This window comes from Buttiauxella sp. AC142 (assembly GCF_979253435.1).
Window position 1 is genome coordinate 972,085 of the sequence record NZ_CEEDCH010000001.1, and the last position, 21,763, is coordinate 993,847.

The following is a 21,763-nucleotide window of genomic DNA, read 5'->3' on the forward strand; positions in this document are numbered from 1 at the left end:
CGTTACGTCCGGCTGCGCAGCCAGGATTCGACCTGGCTGTAGTCGCCACGAAACACAATATTTCCCGCTTTTTTGCTGAGCTGGTAACGATACATCGGGTCGTAATACTCTTCGAGCAGTGGCGCAAGCCAGGCCAGATGCCCCTCAACGGAACCGGTTTTACGTTGCAATTCCAGCGCGTTATCCAGATGTTTGCTGAACTGAGCAAAACGCTCCAGCCCCAAACGACGGCGTATAGCAAACAGGCCATGATGCAAATATTCGCCATAGTTTTGCCAGGCCGTTTCTTCGTCATGAATCGACAAAAACGCACTGCTCATTTGCTGGAAATATTCGGTTTTCAGGCGCTCTAAACGCTGCTCAAACGGGTCTTCAATCACCACAATCGGTGAACGCAGCATCTGCTCTCTGAAGCATTCCGGAATATGGCGCGAGCCAATCATGCGGCCTTCATCTTCAATAACCCAGGTGACTTCGCCACCGTCACTTTTCTTCAGCAGGGTAACAGCAAGGTTATTTTCAAAGTTCGTTTGCGAGGGCTGTTCCACAATCGTGCGGCCAAATGAGGAACCACGATGGTGCGCCAACCCTTCAAGGTCAACGCCGGTTGGCAATGAGCGAATCAGAATGGTTTTGCCCCCGCCAGTGTTACCGCTGACCAAAATCATCGGCCAGCGCGAGCGGGTTTCGATCACGTCCATTGCGTAATGGCGCAGTGCTTTATAGCCGCCTTCGACCAGCGGATAGTCAACACCCGCTTCGCGTAACCATTGCTGAACCAGATGCGAACGCATCCCGCCGCGTGCGCAACACAGATAACCCTGCGGATTTTCGCGGCATGCGGCAAGCCACTTTTGCAAACGCGCCTCACGGATTTTGCCATGAACCAGACTATGCCCTAATTTCACCGCCGCCTGCTGCCCATGCTGCTTATAGCAAGTGCCTACGGCTGCACGCTCTTCATCGGTCATCAGCGGTAAATTCAGCGCGCCAGGCATCGCCCCCTGGCTGAATTCAACCGGCGCGCGCACGTCGATAAGCGCCGTACCGTTGCGCAGCAGATGGTCATAATTTTGAGTATCAGGACGAGCGTTTTGCATATAAAACCTTAGAGCGAGTGAGGCCAGAAACGCCGTGGATTGTGCGCTTTCGCGTATAGAAAAGAAAGGCTGGGGAAATTGAGGGGCAGAGCGGGTGAGTAAAAAAGCCACCCGCTACTGTGATTAGAACTTACTTTGCGCCCAGGCAATGCCGCTGGCGTATTCCGCTGGAAGCAACGGTACCAGTGCCTCGAGAGAAGCGCTCAGTCTGCCGGTATCGCTGTCGTTCAGGTTAAGATGGCCGACTTTGCGGCCCTCGCGCACTTCTTTATCGTACCAGTGTAAATGGACCAGCGGCAGTTTCAGCCAGTCGTAATTCAGGTCGGTGCCGATAAGATTGACCATCACTGAAGGTGAGTTCACCACCGGTTGCGGCAGTGGCAGTTCCACAATCGCCCGCAGATGCAGTTCAAACTGGCTGATGGATGCGCCATTTTGCGTCCAGTGCCCGCTGTTATGTACGCGCGGCGCAAGCTCGTTAATCAGCAACCCGGCGGGAGTGATAAAGCACTCCATCGCCATCACGCCAACATAATTCAGCTCGTGCAAAATCGCCGAAAGCATGGCTTCCGCCTGTTGCTGCTGCTCAATGTTGGCCTGTGGGAACACCACGCTGGTGCGCAGAATGCCGTCCTGATGCAGATTGTGCGTCAGCGGATAGAACACGGTTGTGCCATCGTGACCGCGAGCGCCTACTAACGAAACTTCACCCGAGAAGTTAATCCCTTGCTCAACGATGCACTCGCCATAGCAATCGTCAGGCAACTGATCGGTTTCATGGCTGTGTAAACGCCACTGCCCGCGCCCGTCGTAACCGCCAACGCGGCGTTTCACAATGGCTAATTCACCCAGATTTTGGAAAACACCTGCCCATTCATCACGGCCAGAGAGCAGTTGCCACGGTGCGGTAGCCAGTTCGAGCTTATCGAATAGCTGCTTTTGTGTCAGACGGTCGGCGATAATCGGGAAAACATCGCGATTCACAAACGCGTTATGACGCGCTAATTCGCGGGTGAGGGCGGTTTCAGGCCAGCGCTCGATTTCTGCGGTAATAACACTTTGTGCAAATGGCACAGCTTCAGGTTCGGCATCAAGGCCAACCGGATAAACGGCGATGCCCAGCGGTTCACCCGCCTGGCGCAGCATTCTGCCTAACTGACCATTACCTAATACGCAGACGCGTTTCATGCATCACCCCGTGGATCCGGGTTTTCCAGCACTTCGTCAGTCTGACTTTGACGCCACGCTTGCAGGCGCTGATGCAAGCCGCTGTCATGCAGGGCAAGAATTTGAGCGGCCAGCAGCGCGGCATTCGCAGCACCTGCTTTGCCAATCGCCAGCGTGCCGACGGGAATACCACGCGGCATTTGCACAATAGAATAGAGACTGTCTACGCCGCTTAATGCCGCACTTTGAACGGGCACGCCCAGCACGGGGACTAGAGTTTTCGCCGCAATCATGCCCGGCAAATGTGCCGCTCCGCCTGCACCCGCAATAATCACCTGCAAACCGTTGTCGCTTGCTTGTTCGGCAAAACTGAACAGTTTATCGGGAGTGCGGTGTGCGGAAACCACTTCTACATGGTGCGGGACTTCAAGGGCGGTGAGGATTTCTGCGGCAAACTGCATGGTAGCCCAGTCACTTTTGGAACCCATGACAATGGCGATACGCGCTGGGGTCTGGTTGGAGGACATGCGTCTCAAAACTCCTGTGGGTATGCAAACATCACCGAACGTGGCTCGGTCGGTCAGAAGGGCTCAGAGAATACCATGAACATAGAGCAAGGAAAACGGTTGCGTGGTTAACAAAACGGCAAAAAGAGGTGATTTTATTTAAAAGGAGAAAGGAATTAACTCTACGTCTTCGGCAGTGACTTTAATCATCGATCCCTGCGTGTGCCATGCGCCAAGCACGCAGCGAAACGCGGGTTTACCATTGGCTGAAATCGGATGAATTTCCGGGCGATGGGTATGACCGTGGATCATCCATTGCACCTGATGACGTTCGAGGGCGTCGATAACCGCGTGCGGGTTCACATCCATAATCGCCATAGATTTACTGCTATTTGAGGCTTTGCTGTCAGCACGCATTTTGGCGGCGACGCGTTTGCGGATAAACAGCGGTAGGGCGAGGAATAACCATTGCAGCCAGGGCTGGTGGACTTTTTTGCGGAACGCCTGATAACCGTGGTCGTCAGTACATAGCGTGTCGCCGTGCAGCAGCAATATTTTGCGGCCATACAGTTCAACGATTTTTTCTTCTGGCAGCAGCGTCATACCGCTTAAGCGGGCAAAACGTTTGCCAAGCAGGAAATCCCGGTTGCCATGAATAAAGAAGCAAGGCACGCCAGAATCCACCAGGTCTTTGATGGCTAGCGCGATTTGGCGGTGCAGCAGCTCCGGATCGTCGTCGCCAATCCAGGCTTCAAAGAGATCGCCAAGGATATAAAGCGCGTCTGCTTCCCGAGCGCGGCCTGCCAGAAAACGCAGAAAACCGGCGGTGATCGCCGGTTCTTCTGAACACAGATGTAAATCTGCGATAAAAAGCGTCATCGCCATCGGGCGAATTATTCGCTTACGGTTACGCTAGTGATAACCACGTCTTCTTTAGGAACGTCCTGGTGCATACCGCTGCGACCCGTGGACACGCCTTTGATTTTCTCTACTACGTCCATGCCTTCAACGACTTCGGCAAATACGCAATAACCCCAACCTTGCATGCTTTCGCTGCTGAAGTTCAGGAAATCGTTATCCGCTACGTTAATGAAGAACTGGGAGCTTGCAGAATGTGGCGCCTGGGTACGAGCCATTGCCAGCGTGCCCTTGGTATTTTTCAGGCCGTTATTCGCTTCGTTTTGAATGGTGTCTTTGGTTTCTTTCTGCTTCATACCCGGTTCAAAACCGCCGCCCTGGATCATAAAACCGTTGATCACACGGTGGAAAATGGTGTTGGCGTAGAAACCTTCGCGGCAGTACTCGAGGAAGTTTTTAACAGTTTCAGGCGCTTTATCATCAAAAGTTTTGATTACGATATCGCCGTGATTAGTATGAAAAGTAACCATGCTGTGCATCCTATATTTAGTCAGACAGTGTTCCGGCAGACGGTGCCGCCACACAAGGTGGTTGTTATAGCATAACTGTACACTGTGAGTCAGTAAGCTATATCCTCGCAAAGCACACTGCCTCTGGGTAAAATTATGGTTTAATATAGCCAATTGCACCGTTTCGACACACTTACATGGAATCCCCTGATGTTAAAAATCTTCAATACAATGAGTCGCCAAAAAGAGGAATTCAAACCTATTCATGCCGGAGAGGTTGGCATGTACGTGTGTGGTATCACCGTTTACGATTTGTGTCATATCGGACATGGCCGTACTTTTGTTGCCTTCGATGTGGTTGCGCGTTACCTGCGTTTTATCGGCTATAAGCTGAAATACGTGCGCAACATTACTGATATCGACGACAAAATTATCAAACGCGCTAACGAAAACGGCGAAGATTTTGTGGCGCTGGTTGATCGTATGGTGGCTGAAATGCATACCGATTTCGACGCGCTGAACATTTTGCGCCCGGACAGCGAGCCTCGCGCCACTAAACATATCCCAGACATCATCGAAATTGTTGAACAGCTTATCGAGCGTAATCACGCCTATGTTGCCAGCAATGGCGATGTGATGTTCTCCGTGGAAACCGACGCGGATTACGGCAAGCTTTCGCGTCAGGATCTGGATCAACTGCAAGCTGGCGCTCGTGTTGAAGTTGAAGCGAACGTTAAGCGCAGCCCAATGGATTTCGTGCTGTGGAAGATGTCTAAACCGGGTGAGCCAAGCTGGCAGTCGCCGTGGGGCGAGGGCCGTCCAGGCTGGCACATCGAATGTTCGGCGATGAACTGCAAACAGCTCGGCAACCATTTTGATATTCACGGTGGTGGTTCAGATTTGATGTTCCCGCACCACGAAAACGAAATCGCGCAGTCCACCTGTGCGCACGGCGGCGAATACGTTAATACCTGGATGCACTCAGGCATGGTGATGGTCGATCGCGAGAAAATGTCCAAATCACTGGGTAACTTCTTTACCGTGCGCGACGTGCTGAAATATTACGACGCGGAAACCATTCGCTACTTCCTGATGTCCGGTCACTATCGTAGCCAGTTGAACTACAGCGAAGAAAACCTGAAACAGGCGCGTGCTTCTCTGGAGCGTTTGTACACTGCACTGCGCGGCACAGATTCAAATGTTCAGCCTGCCGGTGGCGAAGCGTTTGAAGCACGTTTCCGTGAAGCGATGGATGATGACTTTAATACGCCGGAAGCCTATTCCGTACTGTTTGATATGGCGCGTGAAGTGAACCGCTTGAAAACAGAAGATTTGGCTGCGGCAAATGGCCTGGCGGCGGCGTTACGCCAGCTTTCGGGCGTGCTGGGCTTGCTTGAGCAAGATCCAGAAACGTTCCTGCAAGGCGGGGCGCAGTCCGATGACAGCGAAGTGGCTGAAATCGAAGCGCTTATCAAACAGCGTAACGATGCGCGTCAATCTAAAGACTGGGCGCTGGCAGACCAGGCTCGTGACCGCCTCAATGAAATGGGTATCGTGCTGGAAGACGGTGCGCAGGGTACCACCTGGCGTCGCAAGTAATTTTTATTCCCTCAATAATACAGAAAGCGGCTTAGGCCGCTTTTTTTATCAGCTATTATATTGGAGATAAGAATTAAAAAAGGTCTATTCATGGATACGGTAAATAATCAAAACAGCGGCCACAGCTATCCATCGTTTTATCCCCCTCGTCCAGTCACTGAAATAGCGTTGTTGCGTCAGGCGCTTAGCGCGGTGGGAACCGATCAAATTTTTCATTCTCGGGATGAGATTTACGCTATTCGGGAAAATGAAAAATCCCTCTATTTATTTGCCGACGGGCATTTCAGCGCTATTCGTAGCGTTGACGGTTTGGTGCTTTCTTCGGTTCGCGGAGAGCTGATTTTTGGCATTGCAGAATGTATGAGGCCGCGGGGTGGCTGGTTTTTAAAGGTTGAAGAAACGTGTACGGCGCGCGTTGTGCCAGCCGATCAGGCATTTGCCATTTTTACGCAACAACAGTTATGGGAGCCGGTCGCGAGCATTCTTTCCTGGTTTTTGCAGATTTACTCCCTGCGTGAAGAGCATCTGGTAGGTGTGTCGGCGTATGTCATGGTGCGCAATAAATTAATTGAGCTTTATACCCTTGCGCCTGAGATGCGCTGCAATATTAATGTGGCGGACTTTATTCAGGAACGTACGCAACTTGCCCGAAGCACCATCATGGCGATTCTGGGTGAGTTACGCCGTGGGGATTATGTTGAGATAAAGCGCGGAAAGCTGGTGACGGTAAAATATTTGCCAAAAGAATATTAAAAAAGCGGCCCATCGAATGATGAGCCGCTTTTTATTATGAATGGCGAATCAGATAATCAAACGCGCTTAGAGAGGCTTTGGCACCTTCGCCGGTGGCGATAATAATCTGTTTGTATGGGACGGTAGTGCAGTCACCCGCCGCAAATACGCCTTTCACCGTGGTTTCGCACTTCGCATCAATGATGATTTCACCCATGCGGTTACGTTCAACGCTGCCTTCCAGCCAGTTGGTGTTTGGCAACAGACCGATTTGCACGAAAATACCTGCCAGCTCAATATCATGCACTTCTTGTGTCACACGATCCTGATACTTCAGTCCAGTCACTTTGCTGCCGTCGCCTTTCACTTCCAGCGTTTGGGCATTCAAAATAATATCGACGTTTTTCAGGCTGCGAAGTTTCTTCTGCAAGACCTGGTCGGCCTTCATTTCCGGGGCAAATTCCAACAGCGTAACGTGTTCAACAAGACCCGCCAGGTCAATCGCCGCTTCCACGCCGGAGTTGCCGCCGCCAATCACCGCCACGCGTTTGCCTTTAAACAGTGGGCCGTCGCAGTGCGGGCAGTACGTCACGCCTTTAGTGCGGTACTGTTCTTCGCCCGGCACATTCATGTTGCGCCATTTTGCACCCGTCGCAATGATGATGCTGCGTGCGCTCAGTGTGGCGCCCGAGGCCGTTTGAATCTGGTGTAATCCGCCTTCGGTTTGCGCCGGGATCAGTTTACTGGCGCTTTGCGTGTCGATAACGTCAACGTCGTAATCATCAACGTGCGCTTTCAGTGCGCCAGCCAGTTTCTGGCCTTCAGTTTTTGGCACTGAAATGTAGTTTTCAATATCAACGGTATCTAAAACCTGGCCGCCGAAACGCTCGCCCATCAGACCGGTGCGAATGCCTTTACGCGCGGAGTACACTGCCGCCGCCGCACCTGCCGGGCCACTGCCGACGATCAGCACATCGTAGGCCTCGCGTTTATTCAACGCTTCGGCAGCACGTTTTTCAGCCCCGGTATCAATTTTGCTGACGATTTCAGCCAGCGTCATGCGCCCCTGTCCGAACTCTTTACCGTTCAGGAATACCGCGGGTACGCCCATGACATTGCGATCCGTAATCTCATTCTGGTAAACGCCGCCATCAATCGCCGTGTGGCTGATACGCGGGTTCAACACGCTCATCAGGTTCAGCGCCTGCACCACGTCCGGGCAGTTGTGGCAGGAGAGCGAGTAATAGGTTTCAAAATGGAAATCGCCGTCGATTTCACGAATTTGCTCCAGCAAATCCTGCGACTCTTTCGACGGGTGTCCCCCGGTTTGCAGCAAAGCTAAAACCAGAGACGTAAATTCGTGGCCGAGTGGGGAACCGGCAAAACGCGGGCCTTTATCGGAGCCTGGATTGGTAATCAAAAATGACGGTTTGCGCACCGGCAAATCGTTATTAATGGTGAACGTAATCTTGTCGGACAATCCCGCAATATCCGCCAACAGAGCGCCTAATTCAGAAGACTTGACGCTGTTATCAAGTGTTGCAATCAACTCAACAGGTTTGGTGAGCTTCTCAAGATAAGTTTTGAGTTGAGTTTTCATATTAATATCGAGCATGTGTGTCTCCCTGTTGTATTGGCGAGAAAAAGCAGGGTGGACAGGCTTGCGCGCTGCCCACCACTAAGTTGCTTATTGCAGGTGTTTATTGTCTTATTATTTTTTAGATCTTACCGACGAGATCTAAGGACGGAGACAGAGTCGCTTCGCCTTCTTTCCATTTGGCCGGGCAAACTTCACCCGGGTGAGAAGCCACATACTGAGCGGCTTTCACTTTGCGCAGCAGGTCAGATGCGTCACGGCCAATGCCTTCCGCAGTCACTTCGATAGCCTGAATGATGCCCTGTGGGTCAACAATAAAGGTGCCGCGGTCAGCCAGACCCTGGTCTTCACGCATGATTTCGAAGTTACGAGTCAGTGCGCCAGTTGGGTCGCCGATCATCGCGTATTTGATTTTCGCGATAGTGTCAGAGCTGCTGTGCCATGCTTTGTGAGTGAAATGGGTGTCGGTGGAAACAGAGTAGATATCCACGCCCAGTTTCTGGAATTCTTCATAGTGGTCAGCAACATCACCCAATTCAGTTGGGCAAACAAAAGTAAAGTCAGCTGGATAGAAGAAGAAAACGCTCCAGCGACCTTCTACATCCTGCTCGGTAACTTCAACGAATTCACCGTTTTTAAAAGCGCTGTTTTTGAATGGTTTGATTTTTGTATTAATTAAAGACATCTGTACTTCCTCCGTTTTGCGATGGGAGAAAGGTACCGAATATAAGCATTTGGTTCTAATGGGTAGGCTGTATCGAATCAAAAGGTATAACCTAACAACCTGAGCGACAGGCAAAAAAAAACCACCCGTTGCCGGGTGGCCTATATTTGTTGCGCGTTACAATTCCACTTTAAAAAATCATAACAGCGGCGGGATTAAATCATTGATGCCGCGTATCGGTCAATCGACCTAATCGTTGTATTAACGATGATTGTAATAGCTGCCAGCTATTGATCATTGACTCATCTTGCCAACAGAACCCGAACAATTCCGAAATGCAGCACACTTTCATGTCATGGAAATTGCAGGAACGTGACAACAACGTTAGATTTAGCCTTCAGAAATGACTGAATACAGCTTTGCGCCAGTGAGCGCGTTTATTTCGAGGGTCAGGCGTTGTCGGAAATGCTTTCAATTGTGTTGTTTGTTGCAGCCATCGCCGTGTATGCCGCTAAAGCTGGACGCAATATCTGGTGGTTTAGCGCCATCCTTCTTATTTTGGGTCTTTATATTGTCCTGAACGTCACTTTTGTTGCCAGTAATTACTTTACCGGTGAAGGGATTAACGACGCGGTACTGTACACGCTGACCAGCAGCATGACAGGAGCCGGAATTGGTAAATACATTCTGCCGGGCGTGGGGGTGTTTGTTGCGCTGGTGGCGGTTTTTGGCGCGTTGACCTGGGTTTTACGCCGCCGAAAAGGTTATCCGCATCATTTTGGCTACAGCTTGCTGGCGCTGGTTTTGGCGCTGGCCTCGGTGGATGCGTCACCGGCTTTTCGTCAGGTGACTGAGCTGGTGAAATCACAAACGCGTTCGGGTGATTCCGACTTCGCTGTGTATTATCAGGTTCCGCAGGGAGTAATTAAAAATCCAAAACTCAACCTGGTTTATATTTATGGTGAAAGTCTTGAGCGCACCTATTTCGAACCTGAATTATTCCCTGATTTAGCACCGGAATTAACCGGGCTTAAAAATGAAGGAATAGATTTCAGCCATACCGTGCAATTACCGGGCACCGATTATACGATTGCCGGAATGGTCGCTTCGCAATGCGGCATTCCATTATTTGCGCCATTCGAAGGGAATTCATCGGCTTCAATGTCGAGCTTCTTCCCGAAGAATATTTGCCTCGGCGATATCTTGAAAGCCTCCGGCTACGAAAACTATTTTATGCAGGGCGCAGATTTACGCTTTGCAGGCAAAGACGTCTTTTTACAATCTCACGGCTTTGACCACATGTACGGCGCGCAAGAGCTGAAAACCATGGTTGCTGACCCGCAGTACCGCAACAACTGGGGTTTTTATGACGATACAGTACTGGATGAAGTCTTTGAGAAATATGTGGAATTGTCGAAAGCGAATAAGCGTTTCTCGCTGTTTACGCTCACGGTTGATACTCATCACCCGGACGGTTTTATCTCAAAAACCTGTAAACGCCGCAGCTATAATTTTGACGGCAAAGAAAACCAGTCATTTAGCGCAGTGGCCTGTAGCCAGGAACATATTGCCGCTCTTATCGAAAAAATAAAGGCCTCACCATATTTTAAAAATACCGTGATTGTGGTGAGTTCTGACCATCTGGCAATGAACAATACTGCATATAAATACCTCAATCAGCACGAGCGTAATAACCTGTTCTTTATTCTCCGTGGTGATAAACCGCAGGCTGATTTGGTGCCCGTTAAACGCAGCACTCTGGATAACGGAGCGACGGTGTTGGATGTTCTGGGCGGTGATAATTACCTTGGGTTAGGGCGCAGCAGTTTATCCGGGCAGTCGATTGCATCTGTCTTCCTTAACGTCAAAGAAAAAGTGATGGAGTGGAAACCGGACGTTATCGATCTGTGGAATTTCCCGAAAACCATTACTCAGTATGAAATTGACCAGAAGAAAAATACCTTCAGCTACTCTGGCGCACATTTCAAAATGCCTTTGTTGCTGCGTATTCTGGATAAAAAAATCGAGCCGTTGCCTGAAAGCGAATATTCCGCGCCGCTGCGTTATCAACTGGCTGACTTTAAAGAAAACGATAAATTCATTTGGGTCGATCGCTGTTTTAAAATGGCGCGTTTGTGGGATTCAAAACTGGCACTTTCCACCGGGCTGTGCGTGGCTCAGGGGCAAATGGGCGGTCAACCTACGGTGCGTTTAATCGAACAGCAGCAGGAACAACATGCGGTTGAATTCGCCAGACAGGATCTCGACAAAACACGCTTTAAAAAGAATGTCGCGTTACTCAAAGTGGATGAAAATGCCATTCGCTACCAGGCCGATAGCTTTATTTTCAACGTGCCGGGTGCGCCAGATAACGTCAAAGAGTTTAGCGGGATTTCGCGCCCGGAAGAGTGGGGGCGCTGGTCAAATGCTAATCTGGCACCGGAAGTGAAAATTGAATATGCCGAACCGCTGCCAGAGAAATTTGACCTGGTCATTACGGCTAAAGCGTTCGGCCCGAATATTGGCCAGCCAGTGCCGGTGAAAGTCGGAAACCAGCAGCAGACACTCACGCTTGGCGAAGAATTAAGTACCACTACCTTGCATTTTGATAACCCGGAGGGCAGTAATCTGCTGGAAATTATTCCGCCGCAGCCGAAGTTATCCAATGAAGGCAATATTCTTGGCCATGAACCGCGTAAGCTGGGGATTGGTATGGAAGATATTAAAGTCGTGCCCGCCACGTAGTTGTCGGATGACGCTTGCGCTTATCCGACCTACGCAAAGAAACGTAGGGTGGATAAGCGCAGCGTCATCCACCATTTACATCAAATACTTATAAAACGCCCTGGCCTAACATCGCGTCGGCCACTTTTACAAAGCCCGCAATATTCGCGCCGCGAACATAATGCGTTTGTTTCTCTTCGCCGCCGTAGTTCACGCAGGCTTCGTGAATATCAAGCATGATGTGGTGCAGGCGAATATCCACTTTCTCCGCTTTCCAGCCCAGGCGTGCCGCATTCTGCGCCATTTCCAGGCCTGATGTCGCCACGCCACCGGCGTTGGCTGCTTTACCCGGTGCAAACAATACGCCCGCATCAAGGAACAGATTCGTCGCCTCAATAGTGGTGGGCATATTTGCGCCTTCAGCCACCGCTTTCACGCCGTTGGCGATAAGCGTGCGTGCCGCTTCGGTATCCAGCTCATTTTGCGTGGCACATGGCAGCGCGATATCAACCGGAACGCTCCACGGTTGCTGGCCTTCGAGATATTTCAGACCAAATTCGCGGGCGTAATCGGCCACGCGTCCGTCGCGGCTGGATTTAATCTCTGTCAAACGCGCCAGTTTTTCGGTGGTAAAGCCCGCTTCATCGACGACGGTACCGTTGGAGTCAGACGCCGTTACGACCCGAGCGCCCAATGACAGCGCTTTTTCGATAGCGTATTGCGCAACGTTGCCGGAGCCGGAAACCGCCACGCGCATGCCTTCAAAGCCCAGCCCGTGGCGTTGCAACATTGCATCGGTGAAATAAATCAGCCCGTAACCGGTGGCTTCCGGGCGAATCAGGCTGCCGCCGAATGACAAACCCTTGCCGGTAAACACGCAGGCAGTATTGTTGGAGAGCTTTTTCATCATTCCCGCCATAAAGCCCACTTCACGCCCGCCAACGCCGATATCGCCTGCCGGTACGTCAGTGTCTGGCCCCAGATGGCGATACAACTCCATCATCAGTGCCTGGCAAAAACGCATCACTTCGCCTTCGCTTTTGCCTTTCGGGTTAAAGTCGCTGCCGCCTTTACCGCCGCCCATTGGCAGCGTGGTCAGGGCATTTTTGAAGGTTTGCTCAAAGCCTAAGAATTTCAGAATCGAGAGGTTAACGGAGGGGTGGAAACGCATTCCTCCTTTAAATGGGCCAATGGCTGAGCTGAACTGCACACGCCAGGCGCGGTTTACCTGCACTTGATTCTTATCATCAACCCAGGTCACGCGGAACTGAATCACGCGTTCAGGTTCCACAAGGCGCTCTAAAAGTGCCGAATGGCGGTATTGCGGATTTTGCTCCAGGAACGGCCAGAGCGTGGTCATGACTTCGCGTACTGCCTGGGCAAATTCGGGTTGGTTTGGATCGCGTTGTTGAACAGAGGTCAGGAATGATTCGAGGGAAAGCGTGTTTTCCATAGTCCAAAAAGTCCTTGTAATAATAGATGTTATATATGCGTTGTGTTCTTCGAATATAACATTCACTTATTACTTAACCGCAAGCGATTTCTTTTTATTGCCGCCCGAGCTGTATTAGTGTTATTAATTTCCCTGCGTCATTATTCCATATAATCATGAATTTATTGCCTTTTTTGTATGGCCCAAGTGAATGGTTGAGGGTCAGAATCAATTGCGTGTCATCTATTTTACTTATTGATGCATAAGAGAAATCAAAGTAACGACCCACATGGCGGAACATAGCTTTGAATAAACTTTCTTTTGCGCAAAAGGCCATGGTTAATGCGTAATGGAAAGGGTAAGGGGATTGGCGCAACAGTTCTTTTTCTGCGCAATCTATAATCCCGCCATGAATTTCTTCGGCGATGTTTGGGGCAATAATTTCTTCATAGTCGATACCGATGCCTTCGCGCATATCCGCAGAATCAGCCACCACCGTCGCGAATGCCACATTGCCGCTGTGCGTAATGCTGCCGGTGAATCCGGGCGGCCAGCAGGGTTCACGGTGCAAGCCAATTCCCGGCACATAGTCATTTACGCCATGAAAACGTAGTGCTTCAGATGCCGCAATCCTTCCTGCCAGATGCTCGGCTTTGCGCTTAATAACGGCGTTGGATAAGCGAGGGTGGTGCGGCAGCCATAACAGGTCGTCGGGCTGAAAGGTTGTGGCGTCAAAATCCACGCGGACGATTCGTTGCCCAGTATTGGGGAAGCTGAAATTTGTGAGCTGGGTTTTCATGAGATGTTTCTCCCTCACCCTAACCCTCTCCCTGAGGGAGAGGGTTAGGGTACTCTCAGGAGAGGTAATTAGAAGTGCGTGTTCAAACTGACGTAGTAAGTACGGCCTGACTCGTTATAGGTCGCGGCACCTGCGCCGTACATATAACCATTGTCACCACCCGTCGTCTGGGCATTGCCCGCACGCCAGTGGCGCTCGTCAAACAGGTTGTCTATACCCGCCGTCAGGCTCACATTCTTCGTCGCATCCCAGGTTCCGCTCAGGCCAACGATGCTGTAAGGGCTAACTTCGTTAGTTTCTGGGCCCGTTGCTGGCTGGCCTTTGTAGTTGTATTTCTTCGGCTGTTGTTTGCCGTACCACGTAAAGGTGGATTGCACAGAAACGTCCTGGCGAATCTGCCAGCTCAGCGTTGAGTTGAGCGTGTATTCCGGGATAACAGAAAGACGCTCGCCGGTTTCTTTGTTCTTACTTTCCAGCATATAGGTGACGTTGTTCGTCCAGCTTACCGTGGTGGAAACTGGAACGTTTAACGTTCCTTCAAGCCCTTCTACCAGTGCTTTAGGAATGTTTTCCCACTGGTAAATATCGGTCTTGGTTTTGCCGGAAGAGGTCTGGCCGATAGGAGCATAGCCCGCTTCGATTTTGTCTTTGTAATCGTTACGGAACCAGGTCACACCTGCGAGCCAGCCGTCTTTTTTGAACTCAAGGCCAATCTCTTTGTTAACGCTGGTTTCAGCCTTAAGGTCTTCGTTACCCATCATGTAACAGCCCACGCCAGTGCTGCTTGCGTAGCAACCCTGTCCCTTGCTGTACAGAATGTAGTTCGGGTTAGTTTGATACAGGCTCGGCGCTTTATACGCCTGGGCGATACCCATTTTCAGCGTGAAATAATCCCCTAAACCTTGCGACAGGTTGAGTGACGGACTCCAGTTGCTGCCAACAATGCTGTGGTGATCAAAACGCACGCCCGGCGTCAGCATGGTGCTGTCCGTCAGCTCCATATTGTCTTCGGCAAACAGCGAGAAGATTTCAGCCTGGGAATACGGGCTACGACCAGTGCTGGATGAACCTGGAACCGGCCCGCCCATGAAGGTCTGGTTGTTTGAAGACAAATCTTTCATCTTCTGCTGGTTCCATTCGGTGCCCAGCGTCAGGTTCTGATTCACGATAAAATCAATCGGGATATTCACATCGCTGTGCAGCAGCACGTCGCTCAAATCGATATCGCTGAATTGATCGCTGGAGAAAATCCCTTCGGTGCCACCGGCCAGGCCTTCTTGCATACGCGAGTTGCGCGTATGTTCGTACTGCACCCAGTTGCTGGTGGTCAGGCCGTTATCCCAACCGCCATTCCAGGTCAAAGAGTAGCTCTGGCGGTACAGACGGTTTGTCTCTTCGCCATAGTTATCTTTAACGATTTTGTTGGTGTTGGTGTTTTGGGTATCGCCGGAATACAGGTTGCCCTGGCGGCTGTAGCCCGCTTCCAGTTCCAAAGATTGCATCGGCGCAAAGTCCCAACGCACCACGCCGTTGATGTCTTTGTTAATCACACCCTCGCGCCCGGCGGGCAGCGTATCGGCGTAAATACCAGTACGTTCAGACTGGTGACCCTGGTTGATATCCCATGCATCGGCCTGGGTTTTATCGAGGTTGCCGTACAGGCGGAAGCTGAAATCCCCGCCCAGCGGGCCATTCAGACTAAAGTTGGTGCGCTTGGTGGAACCTTCGTCTTTGTGTTCCGGCGCATTCAGATAGGTGTTCCAGGAACCGTGCCATTCGTTGGTGCCTTTTTTGGTGATGATATTCACCACGCCGCCAGCCGCGCCGTTGCCGTAACGTGCGGCGGCTGGGCCACGAATAACTTCAATACGTTCAACCATTTCTGGCGGAACCCAGCTTGCATCACCGCGAGTATCACGCTCGCCACGCCAGCCCAGACGCACAGAGTTACGGCTGGTCACGGGTTTTCCATCAATAAGAATCAGCGTGTTTTCCGGGCCCATGCCGCGAATATCAATCTGGCGACCGTTGCCGCGCTGGCCGCTGGTGGAGTTACCCGTCAGGTTAACGCCCGGCATAGTACGAACGATTTCGGAAATATCACGCGCCGGTGGGCGCTTTTTGAGTTCTTCTGCTGTGATGGTCGAAACGCCTGGTGCCTGCAAATTTTGCTCGGCAGCGGTAACAACCAAAGTGTCTTCATGAGTGAGCGAGTCGTCGTTGCTGGGTGCCGCGGCTTGCGCCGTTGCCGGTGCCGCTTGATCTGCCGCAAAGGCAGGTTGGGCGACCCCGTAAATCCCCAGTTTGATCAGCATCGCGAGGGAATAGTTAATTTTATTATTCATTATGGCGGCCTGCTTTTCCGCTTCGCCCGGTGTCATTCCATTCCCATAGGGATCGGGCGCAGCATGGTTTTCACTTAGTCATACCGGGATCTGTCCAGCATTCGCCCTGAAATGAGGGAATCGTGCCTTCAAGTTCGGCAATTTATTGTTTTTGCACTCGGAAGCTGGTAGCTCAAAGCGCGGAAATACGCTATTGCAAATGAAAATAATTATCAATAGTATTATCAATATATTTCAGGTTTATTGATCGTTTGCATTGATTTCATAGGGTTGTGTTCAAGTGGCGAATTTACAGACAGGAAGTAAGAGCTGGTGGCAGGAAAAACAGGCGCAAGGGATCCCCGCCGTTACCTGTAAAAGTGACAATCAGTGTGAGGTGCGTTTTTTGTGGCGTGATCCGCAAGGCTGCGAGAAAACCTCACCGATAAAGCGAGTCTGGATTTACATCACCGGCGTGACCGACCATCACCAAAAATCTCGCCCGCAAACTCTTGAACGCGTGCCGGGGACGGATGTCTGGCAGTGGCAAACTCGCCTCGGCAGCACATGGCGCGGAAGTTATTGTTTTATCCCGTCGGTCTGCGAAGAGGATTTCCCCGCGCAAGCGTTCGAGGGTATCGAACCGGCGCGTATGGCGCTGCGTGAAGGCTGGCGCAAACTGCTGCCGCGAGCCATTGCCGATCCGCTGAACCCGGAAAGTTGGCTGGGCGGCCGCGGGCATCCGATGTCCGCACTCCATCTTCCTGACGCGCCACCGCAGCCTGGTTGGGATAAGCCCAACACGCCGCATTGCGCAGTGCAATGCATCACATGGGACAGCCTGCGTCTGAAAAATCAGCGCAAAGTGTGGATTTTTGCGACCGGTGACGCACAACCCGAAGAGCGCCCACTGGCGATTTTGCTCGACGGCCAATTCTGGGCCGAAAGCATGCCGGTGTGGCCTGCGCTTCAGGCACAAACTGACGCCGGAGCGCTGCCGCCTGCGGTTTACGTGCTGATTGATGTTATCGACAACAACACCCGCAGCAACGAACTGCCGTGCAATGCGCAGTTTTGGCAGGCGTTGCAGGAAGAGTTATTACCGCATCTGCGCACCCTCACTCGCTGGAATGAGACCCCCGAAACCACCGTGGTGGCTGGGCAAAGTTTTGGCGGGCTTTCCTCGCTTTATGCGGCACTTCACTGGCCGGAAGAATTTGGCTGCGTGTTGAGCCAATCCGGGTCGTACTGGTGGCCTAACCGAGGAAGCAACCCGCAGGGCGGGCAGTTAATACAGCGACTCGAAGGTGGGCTGGTCTGTGACAAACCGCTGCGAATTTACCTTGAGGCAGGGGTCAGAGAACCTCTTATCCATCAGGTTAATCAACGAATTTATCCCTTACTACAACAAACACAGCGAGCAGTTTTCTACCGTCAGGTTGACGGTGGACACGATGCGCTTTGCTGGCGGGGCGGGCTGATCAACGGCTTAGCCTGGCTCTGGAAAGCGTCTCTTTGACAGGAGTGGAATGAAGTATGGAATTCAGTAATCCCTTCGACTCGCCGCAGAGTCGTTTTTTCATCCTTGAAAATGCCGCGAGCCAGTTCAGCTTATGGCCTGAACACTGTGCCTTGCCCGATGGCTGGCAGGTAGTTTGTGAACCGGCATCGAACGAAGAGTGCAATCAGTGGCTGCTCGCTAACTGGACCCAATTACAACCGGCAAACTTTGCGAAAGCAGAGGTGAAAGGTGAGTGAATTAATCATGGCGCCGATACTCGCACCCACCGAAACCCTGCCGCTGGTGGCGGCGCAACCCGGCATCTGGATGGCCGATCAGCTTTCGCCCCAGGCCAACGCGTGGAGCGTTGCGCACTATATTGAATTAAACTGCGGAGACGAACTTAACGGTGAGCTTAATGAAGCGCTGCTGTGCAAGGCGATAGTGGCGGGCATGAGCGAGGCGGATACGCTGAAAATGCGTTTTAGTGAAGTGGACGGCGAGGCGCGTCAGTGGGTCGATCCTGATGCAACATTTACAGCCCCGTTTTGCCGTGATTTACGCGGCGTCGCTGAACCTGAAACGGCTGCCCTGGCACTGATGCGTGAGGATCTTGAGCAGGATTTGCGTATCAGCAGCGGTAAACCGCTTTATCATCATCAGCTCATGCGTATCAGCGAAACGCGCTGGTTCTGGTATCAACGTTTTCACCATTTGGTGGTTGATGGCTTCAGTTTCACCGCAATTACCCGCCGTATTGCCAATATTTACAGTGCGTATTGTCAAAATCAAAATCCTGAACCCAGCCCATTTACCCCGTTTAGTGATGTTGTTGCAGAATACGAGCATTACCGCAAAACCGACGTCAGAATGCGTGATGCGGCATTTTGGGCTGATAAAACTCGCCAGCTACCGCCGCCTGCCACGCTTTCGGCAAAACCACTCACAGATTTGGGCTCCTCCACCCAACTGATTCGCCAGTCGCTGAGTTTTGAGAGCGCAGATTTCCACCTGCTGATGGATAACGCCCGCCAGAAAAACCTGACGGCCGCCGATATGGCATTAGGGCTGGTGGCGCTGTGGCTCGGGCGTTTAAGCGGGCGGGCTGATTACTCCGCGGGCTTTATCTTTATGCGCCGCATGGGGTCTGCTGCTTTGTGTGCAACCGGGCCAGTGCTGAATGTGTTGCCGTTTGGTGTACGCATCGAACCCGATTTTACCCTGCCGGAATTCGCCGCAAACCTTGCTAAAGAACTCAAAAGCCTGCGTCGTTATCAGCGCTACGATGCTGAACAAATCCTGCGTGATTCAGGGAAAGTGACCAGCGGTGAGCCGTTGTATGGCCCGGTGCTGAACCTGAAAATGTTCGATTACCGCCTTGATTTCAACGGCATCGAAGGCATTACGCATCAATTGGCTTCCGGCCCGGTGCGTGATTTAGAAATTGCGCTGTATATCAGCGAACAGGGTGAGTTCTCCCTCGAACTGCTGGCAAATGCGCAGCGCTACGATGCTGCCACGTTGCAACAGCACATCGCCCGCTTGCCGCTTCTTTTACGCCAGTTTGCGGCCAGTCCCGCATTACGTTGTGTGGATGCGCAATTGCTGCACCCTTGCGAAATCGAACGGCTGGAAGGCATCAACGCGACGCAAACTCCGGTTCCGGTCACGACGTTAAGCCAGTTAATTGCTGAGCAGGCCGCAAGAACTCCCCATGCGCCCGCGCTGGCTGACGAAAACACTCAGTTCGACTATCGCCAGATGCGCGAACAGGTGCAGGCGCTGGCCGCAGAACTCATTTCACGCGGCGTGAAACCGGGGGATGTCGTGGCTGTCGCGCTACCGCGCTCGGTGTTTTTATCACTCGCATTGCAGGCGATTGTTGAAGTCGGGGCGGCCTGGCTGCCGCTTGATACCGGTTATCCCGACGATCGTTTGCAGATGATGCTTGAAGATGCCGCTCCGCGTCTACTGCTGACTTCTGACTCTCAATTACCGCGGTTTAGTGCCATAAATGGTCTGAAAACCTTCTGCTATCAAAGCATTATGGATACGGCTAATGTGCCGGAAATCCCTAATCTCTCACGCCCGGAACACACCGCGTATGTAATCTTCACATCCGGTTCGACAGGGCGACCAAAAGGGGTCATGGTCGGGCAGCAGGCTATCGTTAACCGTCTTTTGTGGATGCAAAATCACTATCCGCTCAATGGCGAGGACGTGGTTTTACAGAAAACGCCGTGCAGTTTTGACGTCTCCGTGTGGGAATTTTTCTGGCCGTATATCGTTGGCGCGCAACTGGTGATGGCTCCGCCAGAAGCGCATCGTGACCCGGAAGCGTTACAGCAACTTTTTGCCCGTTACAGCGTGACCACCACGCACTTTGTACCGTCAATGTTAGCGGCGTTTGTCGCGGCACTAACCAATGATGACGCGAGAGCAAAATGCGCCACTCTGCGCCGGGTGTTTTGTAGCGGGGAAGCGCTACCGGCCGAACTTTGCCGCCAGTGGGAACAACTCACTCACGCACCATTGCATAATCTGTATGGCCCAACCGAAGCCGCCGTTGATGTCAGCTGGTATCCGGCGTTTGGCGAAGAGCTGGCGCGGGTTTCAGGCAGCAGCGTGCCGATTGGCTGGCCGGTATGGAATACCGGATTACGCATTCTGGACTCAGCGATGCGCCCCGTACCTCCGGGGATCGCCGGCGATCTGTATCTCACCGGAATCCAGTTGGCGCAGGGTTATTTATCGCGCCCGGATCTCACCGCCAGCCGCTTTGTGGCCGATCCCTTTGAGGCAGGCGAACGTATGTATCGCACAGGTGATGTCGCGCGTTGGCTGGATGACGGGGCTGTGGAATATCTCGGGCGCAGTGACGATCAGCTGAAAATTCGCGGCCAGCGTATCGAACTGGGTGATATCGACCGGGCGATGCTGGCGCTGCCGGGCGTTGCTCAGGCGGTGACGCACGCTTGCGTGTTGAATAAAGATGCCGTCAGCGGCGGCGATGCCCGTCAACTGGTGGGGTATCTGGTGTCAGCCTCCGGCGAGGCTTTGGCTCTCGACACCCTGCGCGAACGCCTGGCTGCCGTGCTGCCTGCACACATGGTTCCGGTGGCGTTCATTCAACTGGATGATTTCCCCCTCAGCGCGAATGGCAAGCTGGACAGAAAAGCGCTGCCTTTGCCGGAACTGGCGCTACGCGGCAGCGGGCGTGCTCCTGAATCGAGTCTGGAAATCGCCATCGCCGACGCATTTTCACAGCTTTTAAACTGCGATATTCACTCGGTTAATGATGACTTCTTTGCCCTCGGCGGGCACTCGCTGCTGGCGATGCGCCTGGCGGCACAGTTACGCGAAAAACTCGCAAGGCCAGTCACGGTCGGGCAGGTGATGGTGGCGTCAACCGTCGGCCAGCTTGCGGAAATTCTGGGGCAGCTTCAGAGCGAAGAAGAAGCCAGCCGCGCGGGTTTTGATACGGTGCTGCCGTTGCGTAAAGGCAGTGGGCCGACGCTCTATTGCTTCCATCCAGCGTCGGGCTTTGCCTGGCAATTTAGCGTATTACAGCGTTATCTCGACCCGCGCTGGTCGATTACGGGCATTCAATCTCCGCGCCCGAATGGCCCGATGCAGCAAGCTGAAAACCTGGCGCAAGTTTGCGAAACGCACTTGCAAACCCTGCGCGAGCTTCAACCCCATGGCCCGTATTATCTGATGGGCTATTCGCTCGGCGGCACGCTGGCGCAAGGCATTGCGGCACGTCTCGAAGCGGCAGGGGAAGAAGTCGCGTTCCTCGGCCTGCTGGATACCTGGCCACCAGAAACCCAGAACTGGACGGAAAAGGCGGCAAACGAACTCGATCCGGCGGTGCTGGATGAAATCAACCGCGAACGTGAGGCTTTTGTCGCCGCACAACGTGGACAAACTTCAGATGCTTTATTCCAGGCTATTGAAGGGAATTACGCCGATGCGGTGCGCCTGCTGACGACCGCAAACAGTGTGCCGTTTGGCGGGAAAGCGACGTTGTTTGTGGCCCAGAGAACGTTACCCGAAGGAATGGACCTGCAAAAAACCTGGGCACCGTGGATTGCCGAGCTTGAAGTCTTCCGCCTCGACTGCGCCCACGTCGATATTATTTCCCCAAAATCTTTTGAGGAAATAGGGCCGGTATTGCAGCGAGTGTTGGCGTAAGCGCCGGATGACGCTGCGCTTATCCTGATTTTGTTGGGGGAATAAGCGACAGCGTCA

Annotated in this window: 16 protein-coding genes; 6 read left to right on the forward strand and 10 right to left on the reverse strand. The window is 52.4% G+C overall.

Translation table 11 applies throughout. The features are described from left to right. Nucleotides 1–2: 2 nt before the first annotated feature. From mnmH to ppiB, 5 genes are all read right to left on the reverse strand, one after another. Nucleotides 3–1,100 (reverse strand): tRNA 2-selenouridine(34) synthase MnmH, encoded by a 1,098-nt coding sequence (gene mnmH, locus AC0IWZ_RS04370; RefSeq protein ID WP_471678073.1) that lies wholly within the window; start codon nt 1,098–1,100, stop codon nt 3–5. A 123-nt stretch (nt 1,101–1,223) separates the two neighbouring features. After that, nucleotides 1,224–2,288: a 5-(carboxyamino)imidazole ribonucleotide synthase gene (purK, locus tag AC0IWZ_RS04375; protein ID WP_471678071.1), complete on the reverse strand. Its 1,065-nt coding sequence runs from the start codon at nt 2,286–2,288 to the stop codon at nt 1,224–1,226. Beyond that, entirely contained in the window at nt 2,285–2,794 is a 510-nt protein-coding gene (gene purE / locus AC0IWZ_RS04380; protein ID WP_034493801.1) for a 5-(carboxyamino)imidazole ribonucleotide mutase, read from the reverse strand. The genes purK and purE overlap by 4 nt, the downstream gene beginning before the upstream one ends. A gap of 138 nt (nt 2,795–2,932) precedes the next feature. After that, nucleotides 2,933–3,652, reverse strand: a complete 720-nt coding sequence (lpxH, locus tag AC0IWZ_RS04385) for a UDP-2,3-diacylglucosamine diphosphatase (protein WP_034493842.1) — start codon at nt 3,650–3,652, stop codon at nt 2,933–2,935. 14 nt (nt 3,653–3,666) lie between these two features. Beyond that, entirely contained in the window at nt 3,667–4,161 is a 495-nt protein-coding gene (gene ppiB / locus AC0IWZ_RS04390) for a peptidylprolyl isomerase B (RefSeq protein WP_034493843.1), read from the reverse strand. Between the two features lie 189 nt (nt 4,162–4,350). Between ppiB and cysS the strand changes: the two genes are divergently transcribed. Together cysS and AC0IWZ_RS04400 are read left to right on the forward strand one after the other, a co-directional pair. Next, nucleotides 4,351–5,739 (forward strand): cysteine--tRNA ligase, encoded by a 1,389-nt coding sequence (gene cysS, locus AC0IWZ_RS04395; protein WP_471678069.1) that lies wholly within the window; start codon nt 4,351–4,353, stop codon nt 5,737–5,739. Between the two features lie 90 nt (nt 5,740–5,829). Then, the gene (locus AC0IWZ_RS04400) at nt 5,830–6,492 is read left to right on the forward strand and encodes a helix-turn-helix domain-containing protein (protein WP_410372318.1); all 663 of its coding nucleotides are present in this window, start codon (nt 5,830–5,832) and stop codon (nt 6,490–6,492) included. 34 nt (nt 6,493–6,526) lie between these two features. On the opposite strand, the gene ahpF is transcribed toward AC0IWZ_RS04400, so the two are convergent. Both ahpF and ahpC read right to left on the reverse strand, forming a co-directional pair. Then, the gene (gene ahpF / locus AC0IWZ_RS04405) at nt 6,527–8,086 is read right to left on the reverse strand and encodes an alkyl hydroperoxide reductase subunit F (RefSeq protein WP_410372317.1); all 1,560 of its coding nucleotides are present in this window, start codon (nt 8,084–8,086) and stop codon (nt 6,527–6,529) included. 103 nt (nt 8,087–8,189) lie between these two features. Then, the gene (gene ahpC, locus AC0IWZ_RS04410) at nt 8,190–8,753 is read right to left on the reverse strand and encodes an alkyl hydroperoxide reductase subunit C (RefSeq protein WP_034493804.1); all 564 of its coding nucleotides are present in this window, start codon (nt 8,751–8,753) and stop codon (nt 8,190–8,192) included. 444 nt (nt 8,754–9,197) lie between these two features. On the opposite strand from ahpC, the gene opgB reads away from it, so the two are divergent. Further along, on the forward strand, nt 9,198–11,477 hold the full coding sequence (gene opgB / locus AC0IWZ_RS04415; RefSeq protein ID WP_471678067.1) for a phosphatidylglycerol--membrane-oligosaccharide glycerophosphotransferase: 2,280 nt from the start codon (nt 9,198–9,200) through the stop codon (nt 11,475–11,477). Between the two features lie 88 nt (nt 11,478–11,565). Here the strand turns inward: opgB and gdhA are convergent, their stop codons facing one another. From gdhA to AC0IWZ_RS04430, 3 genes are all read right to left on the reverse strand, one after another. Beyond that, on the reverse strand, nt 11,566–12,909 hold the full coding sequence (gdhA, locus tag AC0IWZ_RS04420; protein WP_034493806.1) for an NADP-specific glutamate dehydrogenase: 1,344 nt from the start codon (nt 12,907–12,909) through the stop codon (nt 11,566–11,568). A 94-nt stretch (nt 12,910–13,003) separates the two neighbouring features. Then, nucleotides 13,004–13,687 carry an enterobactin synthase subunit EntD gene (gene entD, locus AC0IWZ_RS04425; RefSeq protein ID WP_034493807.1) on the reverse strand — a complete coding sequence of 228 codons (684 nt, stop codon included), beginning with the start codon at nt 13,685–13,687 and terminating at the stop codon, nt 13,004–13,006. Nucleotides 13,688–13,755: 68 nt separating this feature from the next. Further along, nucleotides 13,756–16,032 carry a TonB-dependent siderophore receptor gene (locus AC0IWZ_RS04430; protein WP_471678065.1) on the reverse strand — a complete coding sequence of 759 codons (2,277 nt, stop codon included), beginning with the start codon at nt 16,030–16,032 and terminating at the stop codon, nt 13,756–13,758. Between the two features lie 280 nt (nt 16,033–16,312). On the opposite strand from AC0IWZ_RS04430, the gene fes reads away from it, so the two are divergent. From fes to AC0IWZ_RS04445, 3 genes are read left to right on the forward strand one after another with little or no spacing between them, the layout of a single operon-like run. Then, on the forward strand, nt 16,313–17,530 hold the full coding sequence (gene fes / locus AC0IWZ_RS04435) for an enterochelin esterase (protein WP_471678063.1): 1,218 nt from the start codon (nt 16,313–16,315) through the stop codon (nt 17,528–17,530). Nucleotides 17,531–17,547: 17 nt separating this feature from the next. Continuing rightward, nucleotides 17,548–17,769, forward strand: coding sequence for an MbtH family protein (locus AC0IWZ_RS04440; RefSeq protein ID WP_115630361.1), 222 nt, complete (start codon nt 17,548–17,550; stop codon nt 17,767–17,769). Between the two features lie 7 nt (nt 17,770–17,776). Continuing rightward, nucleotides 17,777–21,706 (forward strand): amino acid adenylation domain-containing protein, encoded by a 3,930-nt coding sequence (locus tag AC0IWZ_RS04445; RefSeq protein WP_471679088.1) that lies wholly within the window; start codon nt 17,777–17,779, stop codon nt 21,704–21,706. The last annotated feature ends 57 nt before the right edge of the window (nt 21,707–21,763 follow it).

What these genes read in the sequence shown, in the direction of transcription:
- mnmH (WP_471678073.1), bottom strand. Translation starts at nt 1,100, where the DNA reads ATGCAAAACGCTCGTCCTGATACTCAAAATTATGACCATCTGCTGCGC.
- purK (WP_471678071.1), bottom strand. Translation starts at nt 2,288, where the DNA reads ATGAAACGCGTCTGCGTATTAGGTAATGGTCAGTTAGGCAGAATGCTG.
- purE (WP_034493801.1), bottom strand. Translation starts at nt 2,794, where the DNA reads ATGTCCTCCAACCAGACCCCAGCGCGTATCGCCATTGTCATGGGTTCC.
- lpxH (WP_034493842.1), bottom strand. Translation starts at nt 3,652, where the DNA reads ATGACGCTTTTTATCGCAGATTTACATCTGTGTTCAGAAGAACCGGCG.
- ppiB (WP_034493843.1), bottom strand. Translation starts at nt 4,161, where the DNA reads ATGGTTACTTTTCATACTAATCACGGCGATATCGTAATCAAAACTTTT.
- cysS (WP_471678069.1), top strand. Translation starts at nt 4,351, where the DNA reads ATGTTAAAAATCTTCAATACAATGAGTCGCCAAAAAGAGGAATTCAAA.
- AC0IWZ_RS04400 (WP_410372318.1), top strand. Translation starts at nt 5,830, where the DNA reads ATGGATACGGTAAATAATCAAAACAGCGGCCACAGCTATCCATCGTTT.
- ahpF (WP_410372317.1), bottom strand. Translation starts at nt 8,086, where the DNA reads ATGCTCGATATTAATATGAAAACTCAACTCAAAACTTATCTTGAGAAG.
- ahpC (WP_034493804.1), bottom strand. Translation starts at nt 8,753, where the DNA reads ATGTCTTTAATTAATACAAAAATCAAACCATTCAAAAACAGCGCTTTT.
- opgB (WP_471678067.1), top strand. Translation starts at nt 9,198, where the DNA reads ATGCTTTCAATTGTGTTGTTTGTTGCAGCCATCGCCGTGTATGCCGCT.
- gdhA (WP_034493806.1), bottom strand. Translation starts at nt 12,909, where the DNA reads ATGGAAAACACGCTTTCCCTCGAATCATTCCTGACCTCTGTTCAACAA.
- entD (WP_034493807.1), bottom strand. Translation starts at nt 13,687, where the DNA reads ATGAAAACCCAGCTCACAAATTTCAGCTTCCCCAATACTGGGCAACGA.
- AC0IWZ_RS04430 (WP_471678065.1), bottom strand. Translation starts at nt 16,032, where the DNA reads ATGAATAATAAAATTAACTATTCCCTCGCGATGCTGATCAAACTGGGG.
- AC0IWZ_RS04440 (WP_115630361.1), top strand. Translation starts at nt 17,548, where the DNA reads ATGGAATTCAGTAATCCCTTCGACTCGCCGCAGAGTCGTTTTTTCATC.
- AC0IWZ_RS04445 (WP_471679088.1), top strand. Translation starts at nt 17,777, where the DNA reads ATGGCGCCGATACTCGCACCCACCGAAACCCTGCCGCTGGTGGCGGCG.